Origin of the sequence: Parapedobacter composti (assembly GCF_900112315.1) — a bacterium.
Lineage (GTDB): Bacteria > Bacteroidota > Bacteroidia > Sphingobacteriales > Sphingobacteriaceae > Parapedobacter > Parapedobacter composti.
The window spans coordinates 34,960-60,530 of record NZ_FOLL01000002.1 but is presented as its reverse complement, the minus strand read 5'-3'; the positions used below and the strand labels follow the sequence as shown (position 1 = coordinate 60,530).

21 protein-coding genes are annotated in these 25,571 nt (G+C 49.5%); 10 read left to right on the top strand and 11 right to left on the bottom strand.

Features of this window, described 5'->3' with window-relative positions; all coding sequences use genetic code 11:
* Positions 1–1,143 carry a GDP-mannose 4,6-dehydratase gene (gene gmd / locus BM030_RS03230; RefSeq protein ID WP_090971129.1) on the top strand — a complete coding sequence of 381 codons (1,143 nt, stop codon included), beginning with the start codon at positions 1–3 and terminating at the stop codon, positions 1,141–1,143.
* A gap of 75 nt (positions 1,144–1,218) precedes the next feature.
* Positions 1,219–2,163, top strand: a complete 945-nt coding sequence (locus BM030_RS03225) for a hypothetical protein (RefSeq protein WP_090971127.1) — start codon at positions 1,219–1,221, stop codon at positions 2,161–2,163.
* Positions 2,164–2,186: 23 nt separating this feature from the next.
* Here BM030_RS03225 and BM030_RS03220 read toward each other — a convergent pair whose 3' ends face one another.
* From BM030_RS03220 to BM030_RS03200, 5 genes are all read right to left on the bottom strand, one after another.
* Positions 2,187–5,963, bottom strand: coding sequence for a sensor histidine kinase (locus BM030_RS03220; protein WP_139215796.1), 3,777 nt, complete (start codon positions 5,961–5,963; stop codon positions 2,187–2,189).
* Positions 5,964–6,068: 105 nt separating this feature from the next.
* Positions 6,069–6,839, bottom strand: a complete 771-nt coding sequence (locus BM030_RS03215) for a succinate dehydrogenase/fumarate reductase iron-sulfur subunit (RefSeq protein ID WP_211657521.1) — start codon at positions 6,837–6,839, stop codon at positions 6,069–6,071.
* An 81-nt stretch (positions 6,840–6,920) separates the two neighbouring features.
* The gene (locus tag BM030_RS03210) at positions 6,921–8,855 is read right to left on the bottom strand and encodes a fumarate reductase/succinate dehydrogenase flavoprotein subunit (RefSeq protein WP_090971123.1); all 1,935 of its coding nucleotides are present in this window, start codon (positions 8,853–8,855) and stop codon (positions 6,921–6,923) included.
* A 51-nt stretch (positions 8,856–8,906) separates the two neighbouring features.
* Positions 8,907–9,680, bottom strand: coding sequence for a succinate dehydrogenase cytochrome b subunit (locus BM030_RS03205; protein ID WP_090971121.1), 774 nt, complete (start codon positions 9,678–9,680; stop codon positions 8,907–8,909).
* Positions 9,681–9,832: 152 nt separating this feature from the next.
* Positions 9,833–10,429, bottom strand: a complete 597-nt coding sequence (locus BM030_RS03200; protein ID WP_090971119.1) for a porin family protein — start codon at positions 10,427–10,429, stop codon at positions 9,833–9,835.
* A gap of 134 nt (positions 10,430–10,563) precedes the next feature.
* On the opposite strand from BM030_RS03200, the gene BM030_RS03195 reads away from it, so the two are divergent.
* The 6 genes from BM030_RS03195 to msrA all read left to right on the top strand — a co-directional run bounded on the left by BM030_RS03195 (position 10,564) and on the right by msrA (position 14,162).
* A complete protein-coding gene (locus BM030_RS03195) occupies positions 10,564–10,779 on the top strand; it encodes a CsbD family protein (RefSeq protein ID WP_090971117.1) in 216 nt (71 codons plus the stop codon).
* Positions 10,780–10,785: 6 nt separating this feature from the next.
* On the top strand, positions 10,786–11,124 hold the full coding sequence (locus BM030_RS03190; RefSeq protein WP_090971115.1) for a tRNA-binding protein: 339 nt from the start codon (positions 10,786–10,788) through the stop codon (positions 11,122–11,124).
* A gap of 32 nt (positions 11,125–11,156) precedes the next feature.
* Positions 11,157–11,630: a nucleoside deaminase gene (locus tag BM030_RS03185; protein WP_090971113.1), complete on the top strand. Its 474-nt coding sequence runs from the start codon at positions 11,157–11,159 to the stop codon at positions 11,628–11,630.
* 165 nt (positions 11,631–11,795) lie between these two features.
* Positions 11,796–12,404 (top strand): superoxide dismutase, encoded by a 609-nt coding sequence (locus tag BM030_RS03180; RefSeq protein ID WP_090971111.1) that lies wholly within the window; start codon positions 11,796–11,798, stop codon positions 12,402–12,404.
* 76 nt (positions 12,405–12,480) lie between these two features.
* Positions 12,481–13,482, top strand: a complete 1,002-nt coding sequence (locus tag BM030_RS03175) for a zinc-binding dehydrogenase (protein ID WP_090971662.1) — start codon at positions 12,481–12,483, stop codon at positions 13,480–13,482.
* A gap of 38 nt (positions 13,483–13,520) precedes the next feature.
* On the top strand, positions 13,521–14,162 hold the full coding sequence (gene msrA, locus BM030_RS03170; protein ID WP_170845617.1) for a peptide-methionine (S)-S-oxide reductase MsrA: 642 nt from the start codon (positions 13,521–13,523) through the stop codon (positions 14,160–14,162).
* 9 nt (positions 14,163–14,171) lie between these two features.
* Here msrA and BM030_RS03165 read toward each other — a convergent pair whose 3' ends face one another.
* Entirely contained in the window at positions 14,172–14,630 is a 459-nt protein-coding gene (locus BM030_RS03165) for a DinB family protein (protein WP_211657519.1), read from the bottom strand.
* Positions 14,631–14,770: 140 nt separating this feature from the next.
* Here BM030_RS03165 and pruA point away from each other — a divergent pair, with 140 nt between their 5' ends.
* Positions 14,771–16,405, top strand: coding sequence for an L-glutamate gamma-semialdehyde dehydrogenase (pruA, locus tag BM030_RS03160; RefSeq protein ID WP_090971109.1), 1,635 nt, complete (start codon positions 14,771–14,773; stop codon positions 16,403–16,405).
* Between the two features lie 87 nt (positions 16,406–16,492).
* On the opposite strand, the gene BM030_RS03155 is transcribed toward pruA, so the two are convergent.
* The 3 genes from BM030_RS03155 to BM030_RS03145 form a co-directional block, all read right to left on the bottom strand.
* Positions 16,493–17,158, bottom strand: coding sequence for a carbonic anhydrase (locus BM030_RS03155; RefSeq protein WP_090971106.1), 666 nt, complete (start codon positions 17,156–17,158; stop codon positions 16,493–16,495).
* Positions 17,159–17,181: 23 nt separating this feature from the next.
* Positions 17,182–18,828 carry a SulP family inorganic anion transporter gene (locus tag BM030_RS03150; RefSeq protein WP_090971104.1) on the bottom strand — a complete coding sequence of 549 codons (1,647 nt, stop codon included), beginning with the start codon at positions 18,826–18,828 and terminating at the stop codon, positions 17,182–17,184.
* A 176-nt stretch (positions 18,829–19,004) separates the two neighbouring features.
* A complete protein-coding gene (locus tag BM030_RS03145) occupies positions 19,005–19,343 on the bottom strand; it encodes a hypothetical protein (protein WP_090971102.1) in 339 nt (112 codons plus the stop codon).
* A gap of 261 nt (positions 19,344–19,604) precedes the next feature.
* On the opposite strand from BM030_RS03145, the gene BM030_RS03140 reads away from it, so the two are divergent.
* Positions 19,605–21,473 (top strand): glycoside hydrolase family 2 protein, encoded by a 1,869-nt coding sequence (locus tag BM030_RS03140; RefSeq protein ID WP_090971100.1) that lies wholly within the window; start codon positions 19,605–19,607, stop codon positions 21,471–21,473.
* An 84-nt stretch (positions 21,474–21,557) separates the two neighbouring features.
* On the opposite strand, the gene BM030_RS03135 is transcribed toward BM030_RS03140, so the two are convergent.
* Positions 21,558–22,340 carry a response regulator transcription factor gene (locus BM030_RS03135; protein WP_090971098.1) on the bottom strand — a complete coding sequence of 261 codons (783 nt, stop codon included), beginning with the start codon at positions 22,338–22,340 and terminating at the stop codon, positions 21,558–21,560.
* Positions 22,315–25,500, bottom strand: a complete 3,186-nt coding sequence (locus tag BM030_RS03130; protein ID WP_090971096.1) for a ligand-binding sensor domain-containing protein — start codon at positions 25,498–25,500, stop codon at positions 22,315–22,317. The genes BM030_RS03135 and BM030_RS03130 overlap by 26 nt, the downstream gene beginning before the upstream one ends.
* Between the last annotated feature and the right edge of the window lie 71 nt (positions 25,501–25,571).

Here is a 25,571-nt window from a genome sequence, read left to right as displayed (position 1 = left end):
ATGTCAAAAACAGCATTGATTACCGGAATAACGGGGCAAGATGGGGCATACCTGGCTGAATTTCTATTGGAAAAGGGATATCGGGTACACGGGCTCAAGCGGAGAAGCTCTTTATTTAACACTGACCGGATTGATCACCTCTATCAGGATCCACACGATCCTGATCGTCGCTTGACGCTGCATTACGGAGACCTCACCGATGCCACAAATATTATCCGCATCGTGCAGGAGACTCAGCCGGATGAGATCTATAACCTGGGCGCACAGAGCCACGTAAAAGTTAGTTTTGATACCCCGGAGTATACGGCCAATGCCGATGGGTTAGGTACATTGCGCATATTGGAGGCGATCCGGTTGCTGGGATTAGACCGCAAATGCCGTTTTTACCAGGCTGCTACATCTGAACTCTATGGATTGGTGCAGGAGGTTCCACAACATGAGCGGACACCGTTTTATCCGCGGAGCCCTTATGCCGTGGCAAAGCTGTATGCCTACTGGATAACGGTGAACTACCGGGAGGCTTATCGGATGTATGCCTGTAACGGCATTCTGTTTAATCACGAAAGCCCGATACGGGGCGAGACGTTTGTGACACGTAAAATAACCCGGGCGGTAGCACGTATCGCCCTGGGGTTACAGGATAAGCTGTACCTCGGTAACCTTTCTGCACAACGTGATTGGGGCCATGCCAGGGATTACGTAGAAGCGATGTGGCTGATGTTGCAGCAGGAAGCGCCCGAAGATTACGTGGTAGCCACCGGTGTTACAACCACGGTGCGCGACTTTGTACGCATGAGCTTTGCCGAGCTGGGTATTGAAGTGGAATTCAGCGGAAAAGGTGAACAGGAAAAAGGGGTGATTATCGATGCAGACGAGCAACGGCTGACGGCGCTGGCGATAGACCCAGCAACGGTCAAATTCGGGCAGACGGTTGTTACTGTAGACCCGACGTATTACCGGCCTACCGAGGTGGATTTACTGATAGGCGATGCCACAAAAGCCCGCCAGCAGTTGGGCTGGGAGCCGAAGTATGATCTTAGCGCATTGGTGAAAGACATGGTGCTGTCCGATTTACGGCTGATGCGTAAAGAAGAATACCTCCGCAACGGTGGATTCGGCGACGGATATGAACCGCACTCCTGATGACTAAAAGATGTTGGAACAATTTTTGCATGAGGCTACCCTGAAATGGGGAAAGGGTTTGCCGCAGAATAAGTCATGCAAGGAATTCATACGAAGCAGGAAACAGGTATCGATAGCCAACCCGACGACAACAGGCGGGACTCTACCAAAATTTATTTTTTCGTGGTGGCGATTGCGGCGCTGCTGGCAACGAATGTATACTTTTATGTGAAGTATAAGAATACCGGCGAGCAGGTATATGAATTGACGGGCGATAAAGCAAACATGCAAGCTGAAATCGATCGCATCGAAGCCGAGCTCGACCGGCTGACCGATGAAAACGTCGAACTCAATGCATCGTTGCAGGCCGCTCGGGATAGTGTGCGGTCTACCATCGCGGCGCTGAGAACACAATTGGCGCAAAATAACCTGACTCGAGAACAATTGACCGACGCCCGGCTTGAAATCGGGAAACTCAAAGCACAGGTATCTGAGTACGTTAGTGAAGTGGAGGATTTGCGCCGACAAAATGCCCGTCTGATTTCCGAGCGAAACGATCTACGGCGTGAAGTGTCATCCTCTACTAACCGCGTAACGCAGCTTGAAGAAGAGAATACCGATTTGGTGGACAAAGTGAAGCGGGCTGCCGCTTTGAAAGTGTCAGCACTCGCGATAAACGGTGTCCGCGAACGGAGCAAGGAACGGGAAAGCATGGAAACACGTGCGCGGCGCGTGGATAAGTTGACAATTGATTTCACCATTGCGGATAATCCCCTTGCCGCCAAGGGAATGCATGATGTTTACCTACGGGTAATTGACCCTAATGGGAACTTGCGTACGCAAACAGGTAACGAGTTGTTCGAACTGGAAGGCGGCAATCAGATCCAGTATACCTACAAAACGGCCATTGAATTCGAAAATGACGGCGCTTCTTACACCATTGAATGGAAAGATCCAAAAGGGTTCCAAAAAGGTACGTATACCGTGTTACTGTATGCAGACAATGCCGTTATGGGGCAAGGCAGCGTAGTGCTGAAATAATGCTGAAGCTGCTTGCAGCCCGCTCAACCGACGACCGGTTGCCTTGCTGACCTGACTTGTGCCGATGGTATGCGTACATAAAACACGGTACCTTTGCCTACTTGCGTTTCATAGCTGATGCTACCGCCCATTCCCTCAACGGCTTGCTTTACGAATGCCAGACCTAAGCCCGTACCGGAGCTTTTGGTGGTGAAATTAGGTTGAAACAGCTTCTCCCTGGCTTCGGGGGTTATTCCATGCCCATTATCCCGGATAGCGATGACGATATGCTTGTCGGGGTCATACGTTAAACTGATGTCAATGTAACATCGGCGTTTCGACAGTGTCGTGGCTTCGATGGAGTTCTTGATGAGGTTGTTGAACGAGCGGAGCAGTTGATCGGGATCTCCTTGTGTTTTGATGGTATTGGTGCCGCATTGGTTGGAAATCCGGATGTTCACGTCTACGTTGTTGCTGAATACCTCGGCTGCTTTATTGATGATATCCAAGATATCAACCTCTTTAAGCTGGGTGTCTGGCATCTTTGCAAATTCTGAAAATTCGGAGGCAATGCGCGAGAGACTTTCTATCTGCTCGATGAACGAAGCACTGAAACGCTCGAACCGTTCGTCGAACCGGGGATCCTTTTCCCGCCAGGAGCGCTCCAATTGCTGAATGCCCAGTTTCAGTGGGGTGAGTGGGTTTTTGATTTCATGGGCGACCTGTTTCGCCATTTCACGCCATGCCGATTCCCGTTCGGAACGCATGATGGTGTTGGCACTTTGTTCCAACGCGGCAATCATGAGGTTGTATTCCCTGATCAGGCTGCCGATTTCATCGTGCCGTTTCCAGAAAATCGGCTCGTTTTGCTGGCCTATGGTTGTTTTGGCAAGACTGCGTTGTACCAGTGCTAAAGGAGCGGTAATTTTGTTGGCGACAAAGACGGCGAATAACCCGAGAACCAGAATGACCAAGGCATATATATTAACCAAGGTGTTGAGCAATAATCCGACATTTTGATCGAACTCCTTTTGATAGCCGTAATAGGGCAGACTGAGAAAGGCAACGGGTTCATAGGTGTCGTTCCGGATAGGGGCGTATGCGACAATGTAATTGAGATCTCCTATCTGCTCATGCTGGATAAACTCTGACCGCTGGTAGTGAGCCATGTGCAACCAAGCTTCTGGGTGCATATAACGGGATACCAGCTTGAGGTCGTAGATGCGGGGCTGCGTGGAGAACGTCAGTTGTCCATTCGTGCGGTATAGGTTAAGATCGGAGGCAATGGATTCGGCCAGTGTATTAAGCGGGCCGTCCATGGCAATTCCGCCACTTGTACTGGCTTCTTTCAGTATCCTTGATTCCAACCGGCCGGCAATATCGATGGCATCTTTCAGAACCCCGTTTTCTTGCTGCTTTTTGAACTGGCTGCTGATGCTGAAGAAGGTGATGATGCCGGTAATAATCAAGGTGAATACAACCGCGGCAACCATAAACGTTTGGATACGCGTGCTGTATAATACTTTGTTGGTGAGAATCAGAAAACTCCAGCGAAGGTTCCTAAAACTAAAGCCATTGCTGTTCAATGTCAATACGAGCCACCGGCAAACGAATGCCAGAATGGCAAAAAGCAGAAATACCAGGAACAGGAACGATAATGCCGCCAGTTGCATCCAGTTGCTTTGCTGTGGTCGGCTGACTACAATCAGCGTTCTGCTGTTCGGCCGGTAAATCATGTGTTCAAAACCGCCTTCATTGCCCAGTGATATATGTTTGCGCTGTTGGGAAGGGTAGGACTCCGCGGAAAGCGGATATACATAGTCGCCGTATTGGCTTACCAGCTTATTATCCTGGTAAAACGCGTAAGCATGCTGGGTGATGAGCTCGGTCTGCTGCTGGCCGATACGGCTGTCAGCCAAAATATCCGGATAAAGGGATAACTGGCTGAACGATCGGTTTTTCAGTTCAATGAGCAGGATGCCGAGCGGATCGCCCTCATCGTCGGTGACCGGAAGCTGGGCAAAGTATTCAAAACTGCCGAAGCGGCTGCTGCCACGGTAGAAATTTTCGGATACTTTTATGGCGCCGGCAATAACCTTGTCGCGGTAAGCCAGGCGTTTGCCTGCTGGGCTGCCCCCCAGCGGCATCCAGTTGGTGTCGTATGCATCGGCAGTGAACTCATATTTTGACAAATGCCCGCTGAGGTAAGTCCGCTTGAGGTGCTCATGGAGCAATTCCCGGCTCTTTTTACCGCCTCTGCTAAAATATTCAATAAGCAGCGGATCATTGGGGATCTCCTTTTCCAAGTCGTAGAATAATGCGATGGCATTGGCATCATCAATGGCTTCTAATCTTGAAATTGCCAGTTTTTGTTCTTCTTCTTTTTTATGGCGCTGATATTGACTATGTTTAATCGCCGTGATTGCGGCCAGCAGCAACAGGGTAGAGATGAAAATGGGAAGCTCAATCCGGCCTTCGCGTTTGCTGTACCACGTGCGTAGGCCGATGAGTATGACGATTAGGATAAAGGAGAATGAAAAATCGGGTAAATTGAATCCGCCGAAATAGGCGTGCACCGCGGCAGCAATTCCCGCAACGATAATCTGGACGAAAAGTAGCTGGCGGATGTCCGGTATGAGCTTGTGGGCCAGCGCAACCAGCAGATCGATGAGCAGAAGCAATGCCATGATGCTGAGGCATAATGCGAATATCCCCATCCAGCTATAGGCATTCAGGTTAAGGATATTGGTTACATCGAAATTGATGTCGGAATTGGTGATAAGCCCTTTAAAAATGTCAGCAATGCCATAGCTTACGAGGTAAATCAGCAGGGCGAACAAGGCGATTAACGCCACACGGCCGGCTTTGGTGTAACCCCATGAGGGGAGCGTTAATCGGTCTTTAAATATGTGGATGTACCCGATAGACCAGGTAAACGCACAGATATTGAACAGAAAGCCGCCCAAATGAGGAAACAGGAAACTGGAAGCAAAGTTCCGGGGGTCGAAAATTCCATAGTAAAAATGGGAAGAAAGCAATCCATAATGCAGATCCAGTATCCGTATAGCCATTAACGAGCACGTGAACAGCAAGATGGACAACCAAACTCGCCCGCGTTTGGCCAGCCATACGCACATGATATGGAGCAGCAATACCGTTGAAATGCCGGCGAGCACCCACATGGCCAGTCCCAATTTCGAAAAAAAGAAGTCAGGTTCGCCGTTCCGTAACTTGATGGAGAACAAGTATTCTCCGGTTATACTTCGGATGGGGTATACCAGGGGGTCGTCATAATTGGCGATTTCCAGGTTGTTCGTGGTGGTCAGCCGCTTGGAAAACCTGTTCTGCAGGTGTGTGTTATTCTTCTCGAATTCGGTTTTTATCGGAATTAAGAACAAGACCGAAAAATTGCCAGCCGACTTTTTGATCGATTCATACCAACCGTTTCCGGTTTTGATGATATCCACCCCGTCACTGATGCCGGCATCGGTTTCCGGCACGAACCTATCGGTACCCCAGAAGATCAATTCGTTGTTGGCATAAACGAACGGATAGATATCATGCTTTTTTACAAAGTAGTCGATGACGTCCTCGGCAAGCCCGGGGTTGCCGGCAATTGACCTGAAGGCGTTGAAGTGACTGGTGTCTTGGATAAAGTTATTGACGACCTGTTCTTGCGCATGGAGGTTACGCTGTATATTCCGACCGTCAAGAAGCAGGATTTCTTCGTCGTTGAACGTGAGGCTGATGGTAATTGCCGTCCCTATAAAACATAGGGTCAATACCAATAGTAAAAGCCTTATCTTAACAACGGTACTCACATCTGCCTGTTAAACCCATGTAAATATAAAAAAATATCCATGATACGGCTACGCGTCGGCGTAGATGAATATCATGGATAAGGCACTCCGCGGGATAGCGGACTATCAATGGGGTTCTTCCTGCTTGAAGATCTTAGCGGTGAAGTACTCACGGTTCATCCGGGCGATGTTGGTCAGCTTAATGCCTACGGGGCATTCTGCTTCGCAGGCCCCGGTGTTGGTGCAACTGCCAAAGCCCTCGGCATCCATTTGCGCGACCATCGCTTGGGCACGGCTGTAGCGCTCGGTCTGGCCCTGGGGTAATAACGCGTATTGCGAAATCTTGGCCGATACGAACAGCATGGCGGATGCATTCTTACAGGCGGCCACGCAAGCCCCGCAGGCAATACAGGTCGCTGATTCAAATGCTTCGTCGGCTACCTTTTTGGGGATTGGAATAGCATTTGCATCGGGTACGCCACCGGTATTGACATTGATGTATCCGCCGGCCTGTTGTATACGATCAAAAGCGGAACGGTCTACGGCCAAATCCTTGATAACCGGGAAAGCAGCGGATCGCCAAGGTTCAATGACAATGGTTTGCCCATCGTGGAAGCTGCGCATGTGCAGTTGACAGGTTGTGGTACCTTGTTTGGGACCATGCGGCCTACCGTTGATGTGAAGCGAGCACATTCCGCAAATGCCTTCCCGGCAATCGTGATCAAAGTGGATGGGATCTTCTCCCTTACGTACCAATTCTTCATTCACGACGTCCAGCATCTCCAGGAAAGACATGTCGGGCGAAATATTAGTGGCTTGATAGGTTACAAATTTTCCCCGTGTTTTATCATTTTTTTGACGCCATACTTTCAGCGTCAGGTTCATGTTTCCACTCATATTACAATGCGTTATGCTTAGGTCCCCGGCGTTTAAGCACTATGCGATGGGCATAAGGCTCAACCTGAGGCCTAAAGCCAATTACTTATAGCTTCGTTGCGTTAATTTCACGTTCTCAAATTCCAAAGGCTCTTTATGCAGCACTTCAGGTTGGCTTTCGCCCCGGTATTCCCAAGCCGCTACATACTTGAAATTCTCGTCGTCCCGTTTGGCTTCACCTTCTTCGGTTTGGCTTTCTTCCCGGAAGTGTCCTCCGCAGGATTCGCGGCGGTTAAGGGCATCGTCTACCATGAGTTCGCCCAGCTCCAGAAAATCAGCCACGCGGCCGGCTTTTTCGAGCGATTGGTTCATTTCTTCATTTTCGCCCAACACGGTTACATCACTCCAAAATTCACGGCGGAGTTCCTGTATCTGCCCCTTGGCCTTTATCAATCCGGCCTCGTTGCGCGCCATCCCGCAGTATTCCCACATGATGTGGCCAAGTTTTTTATGGATGTCATCCACCGTTTTGGACCCTTTGAGCGAGAGCAGCCGCTGTACGTTGTCTTCCACCGTTTTACGCGTCTTCTCAAATTCAGGATGGTTCCTGTCGACCGGATCAAACCCAAGTCCAGCAAGATAGTCGCCAATAGTATAGGGAATCACGAAATAGCCGTCGGCAAGTCCTTGCATTAAAGCTGACGCACCCAGACGATTGGCACCGTGGTCGGAAAAGTTGCATTCACCCAGTGCATATAACCCGGGGACGGTGGTCATTAAATTATAATCTACCCAAAGGCCGCCCATGGTGTAATGGACAGCAGGATAAATCCGCATGGGCTGCTTGTATGGGTTTTCATCCGTAATTTGGTAATACATGTCAAACAGGTTGCCGTATTTGGCCCTTACCGTATCTTCGCCCAGGCGTTTGATGGCATCTTCAAAATCAAGATATACCGCTATGCCCGAGGCACCCACGCCCCGGCCTTCGTCCACCACTTCTTTGGCATTCCGCGAAGCTACGTCGCGTGGCACCAAATTGCCGAATGATGGATATTTGCGCTCCAGGTAATAATCACGGTCTTCTTCTTTGAGGTCTGATATTTTGATTTCGCCTTTACGCAGCTTCTGTGCCAATTCTACCGTCTTGGGTACCCACACCCGTCCGTCGTTACGCAGCGATTCGGACATCAGCGTGAGTTTTGACTGGTGGTCGCCCGTTACCGGAATGCACGTTGGGTGAATCTGCGTATAGCAGGGGTTGGCAAAGAAGGCGCCGCGTTTATGTGCGCGCCATGCCGCCGTAACGTTGCAGCCCATAGCATTGGTGGAAAGGTAAAACACGTTGCCATATCCACCGGTGCAAAGCAGCACTGCATGGCCTTCGTGGGCTTCAATGGCGCCGGTTACCATGTTGCGGGTGATAATGCCGCGTGCATGACCGTCGATAGTTACCAGATCAAGCATTTCATGGCGGTTGTACATCTTAACCGTACCCTTATTGATTTGGCGGTTCAATGCCGAATAGGCGCCAAGCAGCAGTTGCTGGCCCGTTTGGCCCCGTGCATAGAACGTCCGCGACACTTGGGCACCACCGAAAGAACGGTTGTCCAGCAAACCCCCGTATTCGCGCGCAAAGGGAACGCCCTGGGCCACGCATTGGTCAATGATGTTTACGGATACTTCGGCCAACCGGTATACGTTGGCTTCACGAGCACGGTAGTCACCGCCTTTAATGGTATCGTAAAACAAGCGGAATACACTGTCACCGTCGTTCTGGTAATTTTTTGCGGCGTTAATCCCGCCCTGGGCGGCAATGGAGTGGGCGCGTCTTGGGCTGTCTTGATAGCAGAACGCTTTCACGTTATAGCCCAGTTCGGCCAGCGAAGCGGCAGCAGACGATCCCGCCAAACCGGTGCCCACTACAATAATGGTATATTTACGTTTATTGGCCGGATTGACCAATTTGAGGTTAAACTTATGTTTCGACCATTTTTCGGCCAACGGCCCAGCTGGTACTTTTGAATCTAACATCATCTGATATTTTTATATCAATATGCCGCTCGGTAAGCGGCAAGGTAAATTAGCTTAGTTGGAGAAATAAAAATACAACGGCATAATGGCAAACCCTATTGGAATGGCCACCCCGAATACCCAGATGCCGAGAAACCGGATTATCGGAGCATACTTTCTGTGATCGAAACCCAGCGTTTGGAAAGCACTTTTAAAGCCGTGGATAAGGTGAAACGACAACGCGGCCATGGCAATCACATAGAATAATACAAGGTACCAGCTTTTGAAGGTGAACTGTACCTGTTTGTATAAATCCTTGGTCTTCAGTATTTCGATGTCATTGTCGACGTACTTTACATAATCCGAATATTCCGCAGCCAGTAATTCCGTTACCGTCGTTTGCTGTGTGGCCAAATCGGTCCGATACTCCACATACGGCACGCCGTCGTTATGGTATTTCCACCAGAAATTGCTCATGTGGGTTACGATAAAGACAAGCAATACCGTTCCCAGGATACCCATGTTGCGCGAACTCCATGCGCTGTTGGCGGAACCCCGGAAAACCGCATACCCCACAGGACGCGCTTTCCGGTTTTGGATGGCCAGCACCAGTGCGTAAACGGCATGTACAACAATTGACGTATAGAGCAGATAAGAAACAATCCTGATAGGCGTGAAATGCGTCATGAAGTGGGCATAGTCGTTGAAGGCTTTGCCCTGATCATTGTAAAACAACTGGAGGTTGCCAATCAGGTGAACCACCAAAAAGGTACATAAAAACAACCCGGTTAAACTCATAATCAGCTTCTTCCCTAATGAAGAAGAAAGCAGATGTTGCGATTTACTCATTCTCCTCGATTAATTTAAATTTCGGTAAGCAAATCTACCAATAGATTTAATATCGGGGAAAACAAACAAGGAAAATCGGTAATTTAGAACAGTTCTAAAACGAAACGCCATGCCGTATGGCATGGCGCTCTTAAGACCTTAGGGGTGGATGATTAAAACAACCGGTATCCTATTCCGATAGTCCACAGATTCACCTTTTGTGGAGCGCTGTCATTTTTGCTCAGTTCGCTCAACCCATGTTCGTAACGCAGGTCTGCACGGAAATTACTGATGTCAACGCCGAGGCCGCCGGTTACCGCCCAAGCCTGATTTTTATATTCGCTGAACTGGGTTACTTGTTGCAGCGATTGGCCGATGTTTTTATCGACCACAAATGAAACTACGGGGCCTGCATGGATACGAAGGCCGGCCAGGCCTAAGCCAACCCGGGTGCCCAACAGCAAAGGCAGATCCAATGAAGTAAAAGTTACTTTGCCTTCCTCATCTCTATCTACCAGCTTGGCTTCCGAGCTTTTTCCGGTAATGTAAAGCTCGGGCTGAAAATGAACGCCTGCGCCACCGATACGTGCCCAGATACCGGCTTGGTAACCGGTGCGGGTGCTCGCATCAAGCCAGCCGCCATCCTCGGAACGCAGGGTGGAGAAGTTGAGGCCGCCTTTAACACCGAGCTGGATGCTTGGCAGTAATTGTGCGCTCGCCCCGAAAACGGTAGACGCGATAAGGAAAGTAAGGATAAAATACTTTTTCATAACGTTTAATTTTACTTTTTTCTTTTAATATAAGGTATGCCGAAACCTTCCGCAAAATTCAAGCCGAAATTGAAATACAACATTACGTTTGCCGTCGCTTCGGAAATTCCTACTTTTGTCTAAACGATTAAACGATGTCAGCGATAAAATTAACCCCAAGTGAATGGGAAATATTGAAAGAGAAGTTCCGGCGGAAATACAATCACCTTTCGGACGATGACTTGGCTTTTGAAGCTGGAAAAGAAGACGAACTGGTTAGCCGGCTCGCCAAACGCGTAAAGCGTAACCGCGATTATATCCTGTTTACCCTGAAAAAAGGGCTGGCAGATTTGGAAAGCAACAGACTTTAATACCGTATGGATTCCATCTCGTGGGCCGATTTCGAAAGGGTGGAGTTACGCGTGGGTACCGTTATTGCGGTCGAGGATTTCCCCAAGGCACGGAAACCCGCTTACAAGCTGCAGATTGATTTTGGCGATGCTATCGGTGTACGCCGCAGCAGTGCTCAACTCACCAAGCATTACGATAAGGCCAGCTTAGTTGGGAAACAGGTTATTGCAGTGGTTAACTTTCCAAAGAAACAGATCGCCGATTTCATGTCGGAATGCTTGGTTACAGGATTTGCTGACGAAAACGGCGATATCGTACTCAGCACCGTGGAGCGTAAAGTACCGAACGGGGCCCGGTTGGTTTAATGGCAGACCGGTTGGTTTAATGGCAGATAGGCATGAAATACGTCAACTTTGAGGATACGGGAGACACCATTTCGGATGAATTTTTCATGAAGGAAGCGCTCAAAGAAGCCCATAAGGCATTAGCGGGGGATGAAGTACCCATCGGTGCTGTTATCGTGCATGGCGGACGGATTATAGGGCGGGGGCATAACCTGACGGAGCGGCTTAATGATGTAACGGCACATGCAGAAATGCAGGCGTTTACGGCAGCAGCAAATTATATCGGCGGCAAATATTTGGTCGGATGCACATTATACGTAACCGTTGAGCCGTGCGTCATGTGCGCAGGTGCAGCTTATTGGACGCAGATCTCGCGCATCGTTTTCGGTGCAAAGGATCCGAAAAGGGGGTTCTCCTTATTCGGCAGCGGACTGTTGCATCCGAAGACAACGGTTATCAACGGTATTCTGGGAGAAGAATGCGCAGCGCTTGTCACGTCATTTTTCCGTAATAAACGTACCGAATGATCAGGGGGCGCCAAACAAATTCCTGATATAACCGTTATGTTACGGCAGTACCACTGCTTCAGGGGTGGCTGAGTAACCAAAGTGATATTGCAGGTGTGGGCAACTTTAGTTAAGTTTGTCCAATACAACGCTAATTGTTAATTATTAATTTAAATAATACATATTATGGCTTTTGAACTACCGGCGTTACCTTACGCCACAGACGCATTGGAACCGCATATCGACAAAGAGACGATGGAAATCCACCATGGTAAACACCATCAGGCTTATGTAGATAACCTGAACAAAGCCATTGCAGGCACAGACGCGGAAAATCTGAGCATCGAGGAGATTTGCCGGAACATTTCCAAATATCCGGCGGCTGTGCGGAATAATGGCGGAGGGCATTACAATCACTCATTGTTTTGGACCATCCTATCTGCAAACGGTGGTGGAGCACCTTCAGGCGATTTGGCTGCTGCCATCGACGAGACTTTCGGGTCATTTGATGAATTGAAGAAGAAGCTGCAGGAAGCCGGGGCTACCCGCTTTGGATCAGGCTGGGCTTGGCTGGTAGTGGACGAATCCGGTAAATTGCAAGTAACCTCAACACCCAATCAAGACAATCCGTTGTTCGATATTGCTGAAGTACAAGGTACACCGATATTGGGTATCGACGTGTGGGAGCATGCCTACTACCTGAACTACCAGAATAAACGTCCGGCTTATCTTGAAGCTATTTTCAATGTCATTGACTGGAATGCGGTAGCGAAGCGGTATGCTGACGCTAAGTAAAAATTGATAATCAGACAAAAAACGGCGGTCGTACATCAGTATGGCCGCCGTTTTTGTCAAAAAAAGTACGGTACCGATGAAAGCAGTCGTTTTAGCAGGGGTTAAACAACCGTTAGCCGTAAAGGAAGTGCCGCTTCCGGAGTTGGGCGCGGGCGATGCCTTGGTTCGTGTCCATGCTGCGGCGTTTAACCGCCGTGATTGGTGGATACAACAGGGGCTATACGCGGGTTTGAAGTTTCCCATCATACTGGGGTCCGATGGTGCGGGGATTGTCGAGCAGGTGGGCGACCAAGCTGATCGGCATTGGTTAGGCAAGGAGGTGATCATCAATCCATCTATCGCCTGGGGTGACAACGAGGCGTTCCAGCAACGGACGTTCAACATTTTGGGGCTGCCACAGGACGGCACCTTTGCCCAGTATGTGCGGATCCCGGCGGTAAACCTCCATGAAAAGCCGGCGTATCTTTCGTTTGAAGAGGCTGCGGCACTGCCTCTGGGCGGTGTAACGGCTTACCGCGCACTTTTCGGTAGGGCCGCTTTACAAGCCGGCGAAAAAGTGCTGATTACCGGTGCCGGAGGCGGGGTAGCCACTTTTGCCCTGCAATGGGCCGTCCATGCCGGTGCTTCGGTATATGTCACTTCCAGTACGCAGGCGAAGGTAGAACGGGCTATGAACCTGGGCGCAACGGGAGGGGTGCTGTATACCGGCCCCCAATGGAGGGAAGAACTGCAGGAGCAGGCTGGCGGCTTTGATGTTATCTTGGACAGTGCCCTCGGAGCGGCGTTTGAAGAATATCTGGAACTGGCCAACCCGGGGGGAAGGATCGTGTTTTTCGGCGGCACGGCCGGCGATATCCCCCCGCTGAACGGCCGCAAGATTTTCTGGAAGCAGCTTTCCGTGTTGGGCACCACGATGGGATCACCAAAGGATTTTGCGAACATGCTGATGTTTGCCGATCAGCATCGTATCCGTCCGGTGATAGACAGTGTTTCGCCACTGGCAGCGGCAGACCGGGTCTTAGGTAAGATGGAAACGTCTTCCCAATTCGGAAAAATGGTGCTGAGCATAATCCCTTAATTGATGATGAATGGTGTTTGCATATGCATAAAAACCTGATGGTCATAAGTGCATTATTGAGTGCCGTGCTGTTGAACGGGGCCTGCTGGCACGATATGGATGCACGCGTTGGAACGCAGGCGCTTCCCGGCGGTGAGCCGAGGGACGGGATAGACACGGCGACATTCGCCGGCGGATGCTTCTGGTGTACGGAAGCACAGTTCCAACAGCTTGAAGGTGTGGATACCGTCATTTCCGGTTACATTGGGGGTACGGTAGCCAACCCCACCTATAAACAGGTAACCAAGGGGAATACCGGACATGCCGAGGCGGTAAATGTGATTTACCGGCCCAGCGTGATTACGTACGATGAACTGTTGGAAGCCTTCTTCATGGCTCATGATCCCACGCAGCTCAACCGGCAAGGCAATGACATAGGCACTCAGTACCGTTCGGCTATTTTCTACCGAGACGAGGAAGAACAGAAAAAGGCCGCATACTATATTAAACGGTTAACGGAAGAACGGGTTTATGAGCGCCCGGTCGTAACCACACTGGAACCGTATACCACATTCTATGTTGCCGAAGATTACCATCAGAATTATTTTAACCTGAATCCCGAACAGGCCTATTGCCAATATGTGATTGTTCCAAAACTGGAAAAATTCAAAAAGGTGTTCAAAGAACGGCTAAAGCGATAATCTCAGGGCTTAGCGTTTGAAAAAGATAAAGTCGGTAACCAAGGGCTCCAGCCCATGTTGTCTGAAAAGGAGTGCGATCTGCCCGCGGTGATAAGTAGAATGATTGACGATATGGAACAGGATGTCGCCCACCGTATTCGAGAAAGCCGAGCCCGTGCTGGTGGTGTACGCGATATTCGCGGTTAGGTCGTGCGTGTCAAGGACGGCCAGTGTCTGTTCATGGTTAAGCCGGTCGGTGGCAGCCAGCTCGTGAAACGGCCTGTTTGCCCATACCTGTTGTTTGTTGGGCTGCTGCCGGCTGATTCTGCCATTCCAGATCTGGTGAGCATTAAGGATGTGGCTGAACAGCGATAACGATTTTGGGTCGATGGCCGGTTGCTGGCGTTCAAACGCTTCAGCCAGCTGCTGGTTGCAACGGAAATTATAGGCAAATAATTCTTTCAGTAGATTTTGTTGTGTTGTCATCATACTTCACGCGTTATTCTGTTTTTTGATGAAGGACGCAATAAAAATAACAAATCATGGCTAATAACATATAAGGGATTTTTGCAGTTGCGGGGCCGTGCAGGTTTTGGTAGCTTTGTAACATCACACAAAATGAATGAATCATGTTAAAAGGTTTTTTTAATGTGCCCGAGCCGGTAAACGAACCGGTATTGTCATACGCCGTAGGCAGCAATGAGCGCGGGCTGTTGCGTCAGGCGCTTGAATCAGCGCTTTCGGAGGAGGTCGACATACCGATGTATATCGGCGGAAAGGCCGTTCGGACGGATCATCGGGTAGCAATACGCCCGCCGCATCGGCATAAGCATATTCTGGGGTACTATCACTACGGGGATAAGAGCCACGTGGAAGCAGCTATCGCTGCCGCGCTTTCCGCCAAGGCGGCTTGGGAAAGCCTGCCGTGGGAACACCGCGCGGCCATATTTCTGAAAGCAGCTGACTTGATTGCCGGCCCTTATCGGTACAAATTAAATGCAGCCACCATGCTCGGGCAATCCAAGAATGTTTTCCAAGCGGAGATCGACTCGGCTTGTGAGATTGTCGATTTCCTCCGGTTTAACGTCAAATACATGACAGAGATATATGCGCAGCAACCGCCTATATCGCCGCGCGGCAGTTGGAACCGGGTAGAGCAACGGCCGTTAGAAGGATTTGTATTTGCGCTTACACCGTTTAACTTCACGGCTATCGCCGGGAACCTTCCCACTTCGGCAGCGATGATGGGAAACGTGGTGGTCTGGAAACCGGCGAACACGCAGGTTTATTCCGCTCATGTATTGATGGAGGTTTTCCGCGAAGCCGGGGTGCCTGACGGCGTGATTAATTTAATTTACGTAGACGGCCCCGAGGCAGGTGATGTGATATTCAAGCATCCTGATTTCGCAGGGATCCACTTCACCGGGTCGACAGGCGTGTTCCAGCAGATTTGGAAAACCATCGGCGAAAACATCCACCGTTATCGATCATATCCCCGTATCGTGGGCGAAACCGGCGGAAAGGATTTTATCCTGGTGCACCCCTCGGCGGATGTCAAGGCGGCGGCTACGGCAATCGTGCGGGGGGCATTTGAATACCAGGGGCAGAAATGCTCCGCCGCGTCGCGCGTGTATGTCCCCGCGTCGCTTTGGCCCGAACTGAAGGAGTTGATCGTAGAAGACGTGCGTTCGTTCAAGATCGGTCCGGTTGATGATTTCAGCAACTTCATCAACGCCGTAATCGACGAAAAATCATTTGATAAACTGGCCCGTTACATCGATGCCGCGAAACAGGATCCGGATGTCGAAATCCTTGTCGGCGGTACGTATGACAAAACCGAGGGATACTATATCCACCCTACGGTTATCCTGACCGGTCGGCCAGACTATGTGACCATGTGCGAGGAATTGTTCGGTCCGGTACTGACGATTTACGTATACGAGGACGAGCAATGGGAAGAAACACTGGGAGTAATCGATAAGACGTCGGTCTATGCGCTCACTGGAGCCATCATCGCACAGGACCGCTATGCCATCAGCCAGGCAACCCATGCGTTGCGCAATGCTGCCGGTAATTTTTACATCAATGATAAATGCACCGGAGCGGTCGTGGGTCAGCAACCTTTCGGTGGGGCCCGGGGTTCGGGTACGAACGATAAAGCGGGTTCCATGATAAACCTGCTGCGTTGGGTGTCGCCGCGGACCATAAAGGAAACGTTTGATCCGCCGAAGGATTACCGCTATCCATTTTTAGAACAGGATTAACGGCTATAACAGCCTCGTTAACATAAAAAAAGGAAAGGGCATCCCACCAGCGGATGCCCTTTCTTTATGGAGATAGACAGGCAAAAATTACGCGTATGCAAATACTTCTTTGCCCAGGTCTTCGCTTTTGGTAACGTTGATGTCCAAATTGACGATCTGGCCTGTCGCGATATCAATCACAACCCCATGCACAGCGAGATCATCGCGTTCTTTCCATGCATTCTGTATGATGGAGGTGGTGCAGAGGTTGAATACCTGCTCGGCCACATTCAGTTCCACCAAGCGATTCACTTTTTTCTCTTCATCCTCAATGGCATCGATTTCCTCACTGTGGAACCGGTATACGTCTTTAATGTGGCACAGCCAGTTGTCGATGATCCCGAATTGCTTGCGGCTGAGGGAAGCTGCGACACCGCCGCATCCATAGTGGCCGGCTACGATGACGTGCTTTACTTTCAAGACGTTAACGGCATAGTCCAGCACGCTGAGCATGTTCATGTCCGAATGTACGCACATGTTAGCGATATTGCGGTGTACAAACACCTCGCCCGGCAATGTGTTGGTGATTTGGTTGGCCGGTACGCGGCTGTCGGCGCAGCCGATCCATAAAATCTCCGGGCTTTGTCCTTTGGCAAGTTGCTGGTACCTGCCGGAGGTATCTTCGGCAACCAATTTCATCCATTGTTTGTTTCCTTCGAGTATTTTCTCAAATCCTGCTTTCAGCACCGGATTTTCTAATTGTTTCGTGTACATAAGCTATCAGTTTATTTTTTAGTTTATTTTTCTATGGTTTCAGATGTTGTTTGTTTAATCGTTTTTTTTTTCAATGCATCGTTCTTTAATATGCTTTGTGTAAAGCGTTTGATGTTTGGTACGTTTTTTTTGTTAACGATGCCTACCAATTCAATACTTTTACCTTTGGTCACCGCATTTTGTTCAAAATCCTTGATCACCTCAATGACATCTTTATCAATAAAGCGGCTATGCGAGCCGTCAATAACGATTTCGTTGATACGCTTCGGCAAGCCGTAGAGTGCTTTCTGTATTGCTGCTTTATTAAGGAACGTTACTTCTTCCGCTAAGGTAAACGTTATTTTGGCTCCATCCTCATTTTCATCGATGTCATATTCAAAGGCATTGGTAAGATTGTTCTTGAGGATGTAAAACATCGCAACCAATAGCCCGACTCCAACACCGGTGAGTAAGTCAGTGAAGACCACCGCAAGAATCGTCACGATGAAGGGAATGAATTGATCGAGTCCCTTATGCCACATCCCTTTGAACGATGCCGGATTGGCCAATTTATAACCGGTGTGCAGCAAGATGGCTGCCAAACAGGCGAGGGGGATGAGGTTGATGATTTGCGGAATGGTTACCACCGCCAGCAGCAGCCAGATGCCATGTAGGATGGCGCTCTGCCGTGTACGGCCTCCGGCATTGACATTGGCTGATGACCGCACGATGACCGAGGTCATCGGGATACCGCCCAATAAGCCGCTTGTGGTATTACCGATGCCCTGCGCAAAAAGCTCGCGGTTTGTTGGGGACACCCGCTTGAATGGGTCGATCTTGTCGACGGCCTCAAGACTCAGCAGTGTTTCCAGACTGGCGATAATCGCAATGGTAAAAGCCGCGATCCAGACATCCTGGTTTAAAATCTGGGTGAAGTCCGGAAAGGTAAACAGCCCCAAAAACTCGCCGAAAGATTGTACGACGGGGATCACCACCAGGTGGTCAGCGTTCAAGGCCAGCGAAGTGCCTTCAAAGGCACGGCTCAAGCCAACGGCTAAAATGACCACTACCAGCGGTGCGGGAATTAGTTTCAGTTTCTTGAACTTTGGCCAAAGGATCAGTATCGCCAAGGAAATGAGACAGATAATTGTAGCTCCGTAATTGATTGCACCCAGTGCATTCTGCAGTGCAGAAAATGTATTCTCCTGGTTTTGTTGCAAAAAGCTTTCCTCGCCGAAATAGGCCGCATCGTAACCGACCGCGTGCGGAAGCTGCTTGAGTATGATAATAATACCAATGGCCGCCAACATTCCGATAATCACCGATGAAGGGAAGTAGTTACCGATCATGCCGGCCTTGATGATGCCCAAGACCACCTGAACGACACCGGCCAGTACAACAGCCATCAAAAACGTTTCGTAGGCTCCAAGGTCTTGTATGGCGCCCAACACAATAACGGTTAACCCCGCAGCCGGGCCGCTGACACTCAACTGAGAGCCACTAAACGAAGCTACGACGATTCCTCCTATAATTCCTGTTAACAGGCCGGCGAATAGCGGAGCCCCAGAAGCCATCGCAATCCCTAAACATAACGGCAAGGCTACCAGGAAAACCACGATACTTGCCGGTAAATCATATTTCAAATCCCGCTTTGATAACTTCAAAAACGCAGATGCACGTGTACCAAACATACTTAATTAAATGTTATAAACTGTTTGTCTTGATAAGTTGATCTATACCGCAGACACGCCCACCGTGGCCGCGATATCCAACCCGATTGGGTATTTGCATTAAACCAACCAAATAAAAATGTAAAATCAATAATCATCGAAAACGGCAGCCATTGGCAGCACATTAACGTGTATGATTAACCGTTCGGAGGGGGGGTAGGGACGGCCGGATAAAAAGCTTGGGGATGCCGCGCTTCGTCCGGGATAAAGGTAGGTTCAACAGCGAAATCCGTTGGCGGCTGGAAGTTAAAATAAGCAAGAGACTTTGAATAGTCTTTCGCGAAAACATCCTTCATTTGGTCTGTTGAACCGGACTTTCCATTGTTGTTTTCAATCTCGAGTTGCAAAACCACTTGTAACAATGCCTCGCGGTCAAAACCCGGGGTAAAAATAGGCGCAGTGGAAATCAGCATCTTCGCAAAGAAGATGGCAAAGAATAGCTTTGCATATATTTCCCTTTTTATCTTAGTAGACATCCTGCACCGTATTTGGTCTATCGCAAATTTATGGAAAAAATAGATAAAATGGTAAAGTGTGCGATAAAAAGTTACAATTCGGCTCAATAATATAATATATTATTAACAAATTGACAATTAAATGATTTGTCAGACGAATGTCGGCGCTGATAAGACGATATGCAGAAATATTGATACAAAATGAAGAGGTAAATTAGATTTTTTATCACTTGTTTTGTGCAATTTTAGCTATTAACTGCAGAATAAACCAACATATAAATAATGGAAAAATCACGAAAAATCAGAAGTACGCTTTTTGTATTGTGCGCAATCTGCTTGTTGAGCCGGCCCGTTTCGGCGCAGCACACCCAAGAGTGGCAGCCTGTAGGGGATAAAATTAAATCACCGTGGGTAGCCCAGTTGAACCCGGATAGCCCGCTTCCGGAATATCCGCGTCCGCACCTGGTGCGTGGGGGATGGCAAAACCTGAACGGCCTATGGGATTATGCGATCGTGCCGGGCAAACTCGGAAACGCACCGGCACAGTATGAAGGGCAACTGCTGGTGCCGTTTGCGGTGGAATCCGCGCTTTCCGGCGTTGGGCGCACCGTAGGCAAGGATAGCACGCTGTGGTACCGCAGAACTATCCATATCGATAAAGCGTTACGCAAGCAGCGCGTGCTGCTGCATTTCGGGGCAGTCGACTGGCAGTGCGAAGTTTATGTAAACGGCAAGCGTGTAGGTGCTCACGAAGGAGGATTCGATCCCTTTTCCTTCGACATCACGCCCTACCTTACTAAAGGCGCCAAGCAGGAAATTACCGTCGGGGTGTGGGATCCAACCAACGAAGGCCCTCAACCCAACGGCAAACAGGTAGTTAACCCGCATGGAATCTGGTATACGCCCGTAACCGGTATCTGGCAGACCGTATGGCTGGAAGGGGTGCCCGAAACGCACATCGTGTCTACCAAACATACGCCCAACATTGATGAAGGTACGTTGTCGGTAACTGCCGCCGTAGCGGGAACGAAAGATGGCGATCAGATTCGCATTTCTGCCTGGAAGGGAACGGAAAAAGTAGCCGAAGAAACTGTGGCGGCAGGAGCGGACGCTTCCCTGAAAATCAGCAACCCGGAGTTATGGTCGCCGTCGAACCCATTTCGTTATGGCTTGAAAATAGCCGTACTGCGAAAAGGCAAAACCATTGACGAAGTATCGTCTTATTTCGCTATGCGCAAGATAACCATGGCAAAAGACAGCAAGGGAATCCAGCGGATGTTGCTAAATAATGAATTTGTTTTCCAATACGGGCCGCTCGACCAAGGTTGGTGGCCTGACGGGTTATACACCGCTCCTACGGATGAAGCGTTGCGTTTTGATGTCGAAAAAACCAAGGAGATGGGTTTCAATATGATCCGTAAACACATCAAGGTGGAGCCAGCAAGGTGGTATTACTACTGCGATAGCATTGGCGTTTTGGTATGGCAGGATATGCCCAGCGGCGATCTGGGAGGTAACCACTGGGACATGCGGCCGGGCATCACCTCGGGCAGGAAGCATGACAAGGACCGTTCGGCAGCATCAGAGGCGATATTCCGCAAGGAGTGGAAAGCCATCATGGATGCCTTGCACAACTTTCCCAGCATTGTGGTGTGGGTGCCTTTTAACGAAGCATGGGGACAATTCAAAACCGAGGAAATCACCGAGTGGACCATGGCTTATGACCCATCGCGGCTGGTGAATAGTGCCAGTGGCGGTAATTTCTTCAACACTGGGCATATTCTCGATATACACAACTATCCAGATGCGGTGATGCCCAGGCCAGAGTTGTTCGGTGACAAACAAGTGTTGGCACTCGGCGAATTCGGTGGGTTAGGTCTACCCGTCGAAGGGCACACCTGGCAGAATAAAGATAACTGGGGATACCAAAGCTTCAAGAATGTTGACGAGTTAAAACGGCGCTATCAGGGCATGGTAGACGATTTGGCCCGGCTGATACCGCTCGGCCTTTCGGCCGCGGTATACACCCAAACCACCGACGTGGAGGTAGAAACCAATGGCTTGATGACGTACGACCGCGCCGTGATTAAAATACCCGAAACCGAACTCAGCCGCTGGCATCAAAAACTCTACGATATCCGAGTAGATTGAAATAGATTGATATAACGCTGTCTCCTATGTTCGCGCCAACAGACATAGGAGACAGCTTCTGAAGGCAAAGCGCTGCTTCGGAAGTCACCGCTGCTGGGCAATGTATTCGCTCGGCGACATACCGAATTGCTTTTGGAAGTTCCGTCCAAAATGCGTCTGCGAGCTGTAGCCGACCATGTCAGACACTTCATAAATTTTGTAGTGCCCTTCACTAAGCAGTTGGGCGGCTTTTTTCAACCGTGCTATGTGGATGATGTCATTAGGCGTGAGATTCGATATCGCTTTGATTTTGCGATAGAGCGTTGGCCGGCTCATGTGCATTTTTTCCGCAAGATGTTCCACGTCAAAGCTGGCATCGGACAAATGCTCCAGGATAATTTCATTTAGGGCGCCCAGGAAATGTTCGTCTGCCTTGGTATAGGCCATGGTCTTGATATGGGCCAGCGGTGAGTTGGCGAAGTATTGACGGACCTTAATCCGATTGGAAAGCAGGCTGTTTATCTGCGCATACAGGTGCTCCGGTGAAAACGGCTTTTCGATATACGCATCGGCCCCCTGTTCAAGACCTTTAATTTTGGATTGAAGCGTGTTTTTGGCGGTCAACAAGATGATGGGGATATGACTATATTCCACATCCGATTTGATGAGCTGGCACAGTTTATATCCATCGATACCGGGCATCATCACATCGCTTACCACCAGTTGCACCGGGTTGGCAGCAAGCACGTCCATGGCCTGTAGACCGTCCCCCGCCTTTAGCACGTGGTAATCATCGGCAAGGTCTTCAGCAATAAACTCAAGGATTTCCTCATGGTCATCCACGACCAGTATGACCGGTTTTTCAGATTTTGACAATTCCTGTTCCATATTGGGTTTTATTTCGGTGTTGTTTTAGCGGCAACTTTAATACGAACACATTCATCCCGTCTTCAGGGGTTGCCAGATAGAGTTCCCCGTTGTGCAGTTGTGCAAGCGAACGAGCCAAAGCCAGCCCCAAGCCGGCTCCCTGCTGATGGTTGGTGGCTTTGAGCCGGACAAAGGTTTCGAAAACCTTGTCGCGCATATCCCAGGGAATCAGGTAGCCGTCGTTCCTGATCGAAATGGTGAACTGGGAGTCTGACGACGATAATTCGTGCAGCGTAATATGGATAATCCGTTCAGCATACTTTAATCCATTGGTCAATAAATTACCAATAATTTGTGTTACGGCTTCTTTATCTACATATGCGATGCAGGGCGTATCGGGCAACGTGAGTTTAAGCCGGATGTTTTTCTGTGCAGCCGCCAATTTGAAACCCATGTGGTTTTCCCGGAGGAGCTCATGGATGTCGATGGCTGAGAAATTCAGTTGGTATCCGGTAACTTCCGTTTTCCGGAAATCCAATAGCCTATCGATCAGCTCAATCAGCCGTTCGGTATTGCGCTCCATGGTTTGCAGGTGCCGTTTTACGGTAGGCAGTTCTTCGGCTTTTTTCATCACTTTTTCCAGCGGAGCTTTGATGAGCGTAAGTGGCGTCCGGATCTCGTGGGTTACATTGGTGAAGAAATCGATTTTGGCCCGGTACAACTCTTCTTCTTTGCGGTGGCGCATCAGTTCCAGTTTTCGCCGGTTTCGTTCCCTGATCCGGCGGTGGTAGCTTCTGATGATATACCAGATAAGGGCGGTTATTAACACGATATATAAGACGTAAGCCGGGAAGCTCGCCCAAAACGGCGGCATGATGGTGATGCGCAGTTGTCTTTCTTTGCCCTTGAAACCGCCTTGGCTGTCTGCTACATTTACCCTAAACAGGTAGTCGCCGGGAGGAAGCTCAGTAAAATAGGCTTTCCGGTTGGTACGGATATGCGTCCACTCTTTGTCCAACCCTTCCATCTTATACGAGTATTCTGTCATACCCGGTGAAACGAAGCTGAGCGCAGCAAAGTCGATACTGAACGAAGACTGGTTGTACTGGAGTTCTATATGATCAGTAAATGTAATGGATTGGGTAAGGGGAGAGCCCGGACTGTTGATTTCCAGTTCCCGATTATACACCTGCAGCCCCGTTATGTAAACGGGCGGCTGATAGGTCTGCTCCCGGTAGTTGGCGGGGTTAAACCGGATCATCCCTTTTACACTGCCGAAGTACAGCGTACCGTCCGGTGCTTTATAAGCAGAATTGTAATTGAACTGATCGCTCAACAAGCCATTCGCTTTGGTAAATACCCGAATCGCTTCTGTTGTCCTATTAAGTTGCACAAGGCCTTTGGAAGTCGTTACCCAAAGGTTGCCGACATCGTCTTCGAGCATGGCCAGTATCAGGTTGCCTGGAAATCCCTGAGCGATCCCATATCGCCGGAATGTGCTATCGCGAGGGTTCAGCCTGCATAAGCCGCCTTCCGTGGCTACCCAGACAGTGGCATGGCTGTCTTCATATATCCGGTTCACACGATTGCTGGCGAGGCTCGCGGGAACCGCTGGATCGTGGATGAATTTACCGTGTTTTCCGGTCTTTGGATTCGAATAATACAGTCCGTCGCGCCAAGTACCCGCCCATATCGTGCCATCGCTGTCTTCAAAAAGTGCCGTGTAAAAGATATAGTTTGGGAATTCCGGAACACGGGTAAAACGTTTATCGGCAGCGGCGTACTGGTACAATCCCCGCCCCGTTGCCAAAAGTATCCGCCCCTCTCTCGTGCGATACATGGTAAAAATAAAATTATTGCGCAATGCCCCTTCTTTGTTTTCCGCCCGGTAGTGTTTGATGACCTTTCCGGTTGGGATGTCCAACAGGTCAAGGCCATGATCGAATGTGCCGACCCACAGCGTATCACCGGTAGCCAATAACCCATGGATGTTGGCGTAGGCCAGACTACCGTGTTTACCGTCCGGTTGGAAATTGGTTATCCGGCCGGTGGCAGTTTCCAGCTTGGTTAATCCCTCATCCTCCGTGCCGATCCAGATATTCCCCATGTTATCCCCGCAAATTTCCCTAACGGCATTCCCGGCAATGGCCTGACCTTCTGTTAAAGGGAAGAATTTTTCAAAGAATGTGTTGTCTTCGGCGTAGTAATTGATGCCCCCGAAATAAGTGCCTGCCCAGATGGCCCCTTCCCGATCTTTGCAAAGCGTATATACCGCATTGTCAGACAGTGCCCAGGGGTCAGCACGCTGTTTCCTTATCGCGGTGTGCTGTCCGGTACCTTGGTCATAGATAAAAATTCCCTGTTCGGTGGCAAACCAGTATTCATTTTCACCGTTTTGGAGAATGTCCCTTACAAAAATATCTGTTCCTGTCTCATCGTGAGGTAGCAGATCCGTATATGTCCGTCCAGCAATATCAACTAACTTTACGCCTTGTTTGGTCGTTCCGACAAGAATGAATTGCTTATTAACACAATATACACGTTCGATCCACCGTGACGTCACGGGTGGAGAGTGGTCGTACAACGAATAAGTGTTCAGGATGCCTTGGGCAGGGCGGTAATGAATCAAATCGCCCTGGGAAGTGCCTATCCAGATATCTCCCGTTTCAGCGATGCCAAATGAACTGACTGCTGATCTAGGGAGGTCAGACACTTGTGCGAGGCTGTCAATACCGGGGATGTAGCCGTATAAAGTAAGGTTGTCAATAATCCAGATATTACCTGAAAAGTCGCCTTGTATGCCTAGAATTTCGTTAGTAACGGTAGGGTGAAATAAGGAGAATGTTTCGGTCACCGGATTAAATAGATAAACCCCTTGATCGGTACCCACCCAAATAATCCCAGTCTGGTCTACGAACAATGCACGGATAAAGTTACTGCCCAATCCGTTGGGATTGTTGGGATCGTGCTGGAAAACTTTGAAAGAATACCCATCAAATCGGTTAAGTCCATCTTTAGTGCCGAACCACATAAACCCCATCCGGTCTTGTGCACTGCATAACACACCATTGTTTGACAAGCCATCTTCCACCTGATAATGCGAGAAATAATAAGGCTGACCGTGCACATAGCCACATGACACGAATAGGCACAACAGGTATATCAACACGTTCAGTCTCATAAGGCCCCTTTGGTCACGTCAAAGATAAACGTAAAATTCGAATTGCGTAGCAGACGATATAAGTGGCCAGC

What these genes read in the sequence shown, in the direction of transcription:
- pruA (WP_090971109.1), top strand. Translation starts at nt 14,771, where the DNA reads ATGTTAAAAGGTTTTTTTAATGTGCCCGAGCCGGTAAACGAACCGGTA.
- BM030_RS03190 (WP_090971115.1), top strand. Translation starts at nt 10,786, where the DNA reads ATGGATTCCATCTCGTGGGCCGATTTCGAAAGGGTGGAGTTACGCGTG.
- BM030_RS03150 (WP_090971104.1), bottom strand. Translation starts at nt 18,828, where the DNA reads ATGTTTGGTACACGTGCATCTGCGTTTTTGAAGTTATCAAAGCGGGAT.
- BM030_RS03200 (WP_090971119.1), bottom strand. Translation starts at nt 10,429, where the DNA reads ATGAAAAAGTATTTTATCCTTACTTTCCTTATCGCGTCTACCGTTTTC.
- msrA (WP_170845617.1), top strand. Translation starts at nt 13,521, where the DNA reads ATGGTCATAAGTGCATTATTGAGTGCCGTGCTGTTGAACGGGGCCTGC.
- BM030_RS03210 (WP_090971123.1), bottom strand. Translation starts at nt 8,855, where the DNA reads ATGATGTTAGATTCAAAAGTACCAGCTGGGCCGTTGGCCGAAAAATGG.
- BM030_RS03140 (WP_090971100.1), top strand. Translation starts at nt 19,605, where the DNA reads ATGGAAAAATCACGAAAAATCAGAAGTACGCTTTTTGTATTGTGCGCA.
- BM030_RS03180 (WP_090971111.1), top strand. Translation starts at nt 11,796, where the DNA reads ATGGCTTTTGAACTACCGGCGTTACCTTACGCCACAGACGCATTGGAA.
- BM030_RS03175 (WP_090971662.1), top strand. Translation starts at nt 12,481, where the DNA reads ATGAAAGCAGTCGTTTTAGCAGGGGTTAAACAACCGTTAGCCGTAAAG.
- BM030_RS03225 (WP_090971127.1), top strand. Translation starts at nt 1,219, where the DNA reads ATGCAAGGAATTCATACGAAGCAGGAAACAGGTATCGATAGCCAACCC.
- BM030_RS03165 (WP_211657519.1), bottom strand. Translation starts at nt 14,630, where the DNA reads ATGATGACAACACAACAAAATCTACTGAAAGAATTATTTGCCTATAAT.
- BM030_RS03135 (WP_090971098.1), bottom strand. Translation starts at nt 22,340, where the DNA reads ATGGAACAGGAATTGTCAAAATCTGAAAAACCGGTCATACTGGTCGTG.
- BM030_RS03185 (WP_090971113.1), top strand. Translation starts at nt 11,157, where the DNA reads ATGAAATACGTCAACTTTGAGGATACGGGAGACACCATTTCGGATGAA.
- BM030_RS03155 (WP_090971106.1), bottom strand. Translation starts at nt 17,158, where the DNA reads ATGTACACGAAACAATTAGAAAATCCGGTGCTGAAAGCAGGATTTGAG.
- BM030_RS03205 (WP_090971121.1), bottom strand. Translation starts at nt 9,680, where the DNA reads ATGAGTAAATCGCAACATCTGCTTTCTTCTTCATTAGGGAAGAAGCTG.
- BM030_RS03145 (WP_090971102.1), bottom strand. Translation starts at nt 19,343, where the DNA reads ATGTCTACTAAGATAAAAAGGGAAATATATGCAAAGCTATTCTTTGCC.
- BM030_RS03195 (WP_090971117.1), top strand. Translation starts at nt 10,564, where the DNA reads ATGTCAGCGATAAAATTAACCCCAAGTGAATGGGAAATATTGAAAGAG.
- BM030_RS03130 (WP_090971096.1), bottom strand. Translation starts at nt 25,500, where the DNA reads ATGAGACTGAACGTGTTGATATACCTGTTGTGCCTATTCGTGTCATGT.
- BM030_RS03215 (WP_211657521.1), bottom strand. Translation starts at nt 6,839, where the DNA reads ATGAGTGGAAACATGAACCTGACGCTGAAAGTATGGCGTCAAAAAAAT.
- gmd (WP_090971129.1), top strand. Translation starts at nt 1, where the DNA reads ATGTCAAAAACAGCATTGATTACCGGAATAACGGGGCAAGATGGGGCA.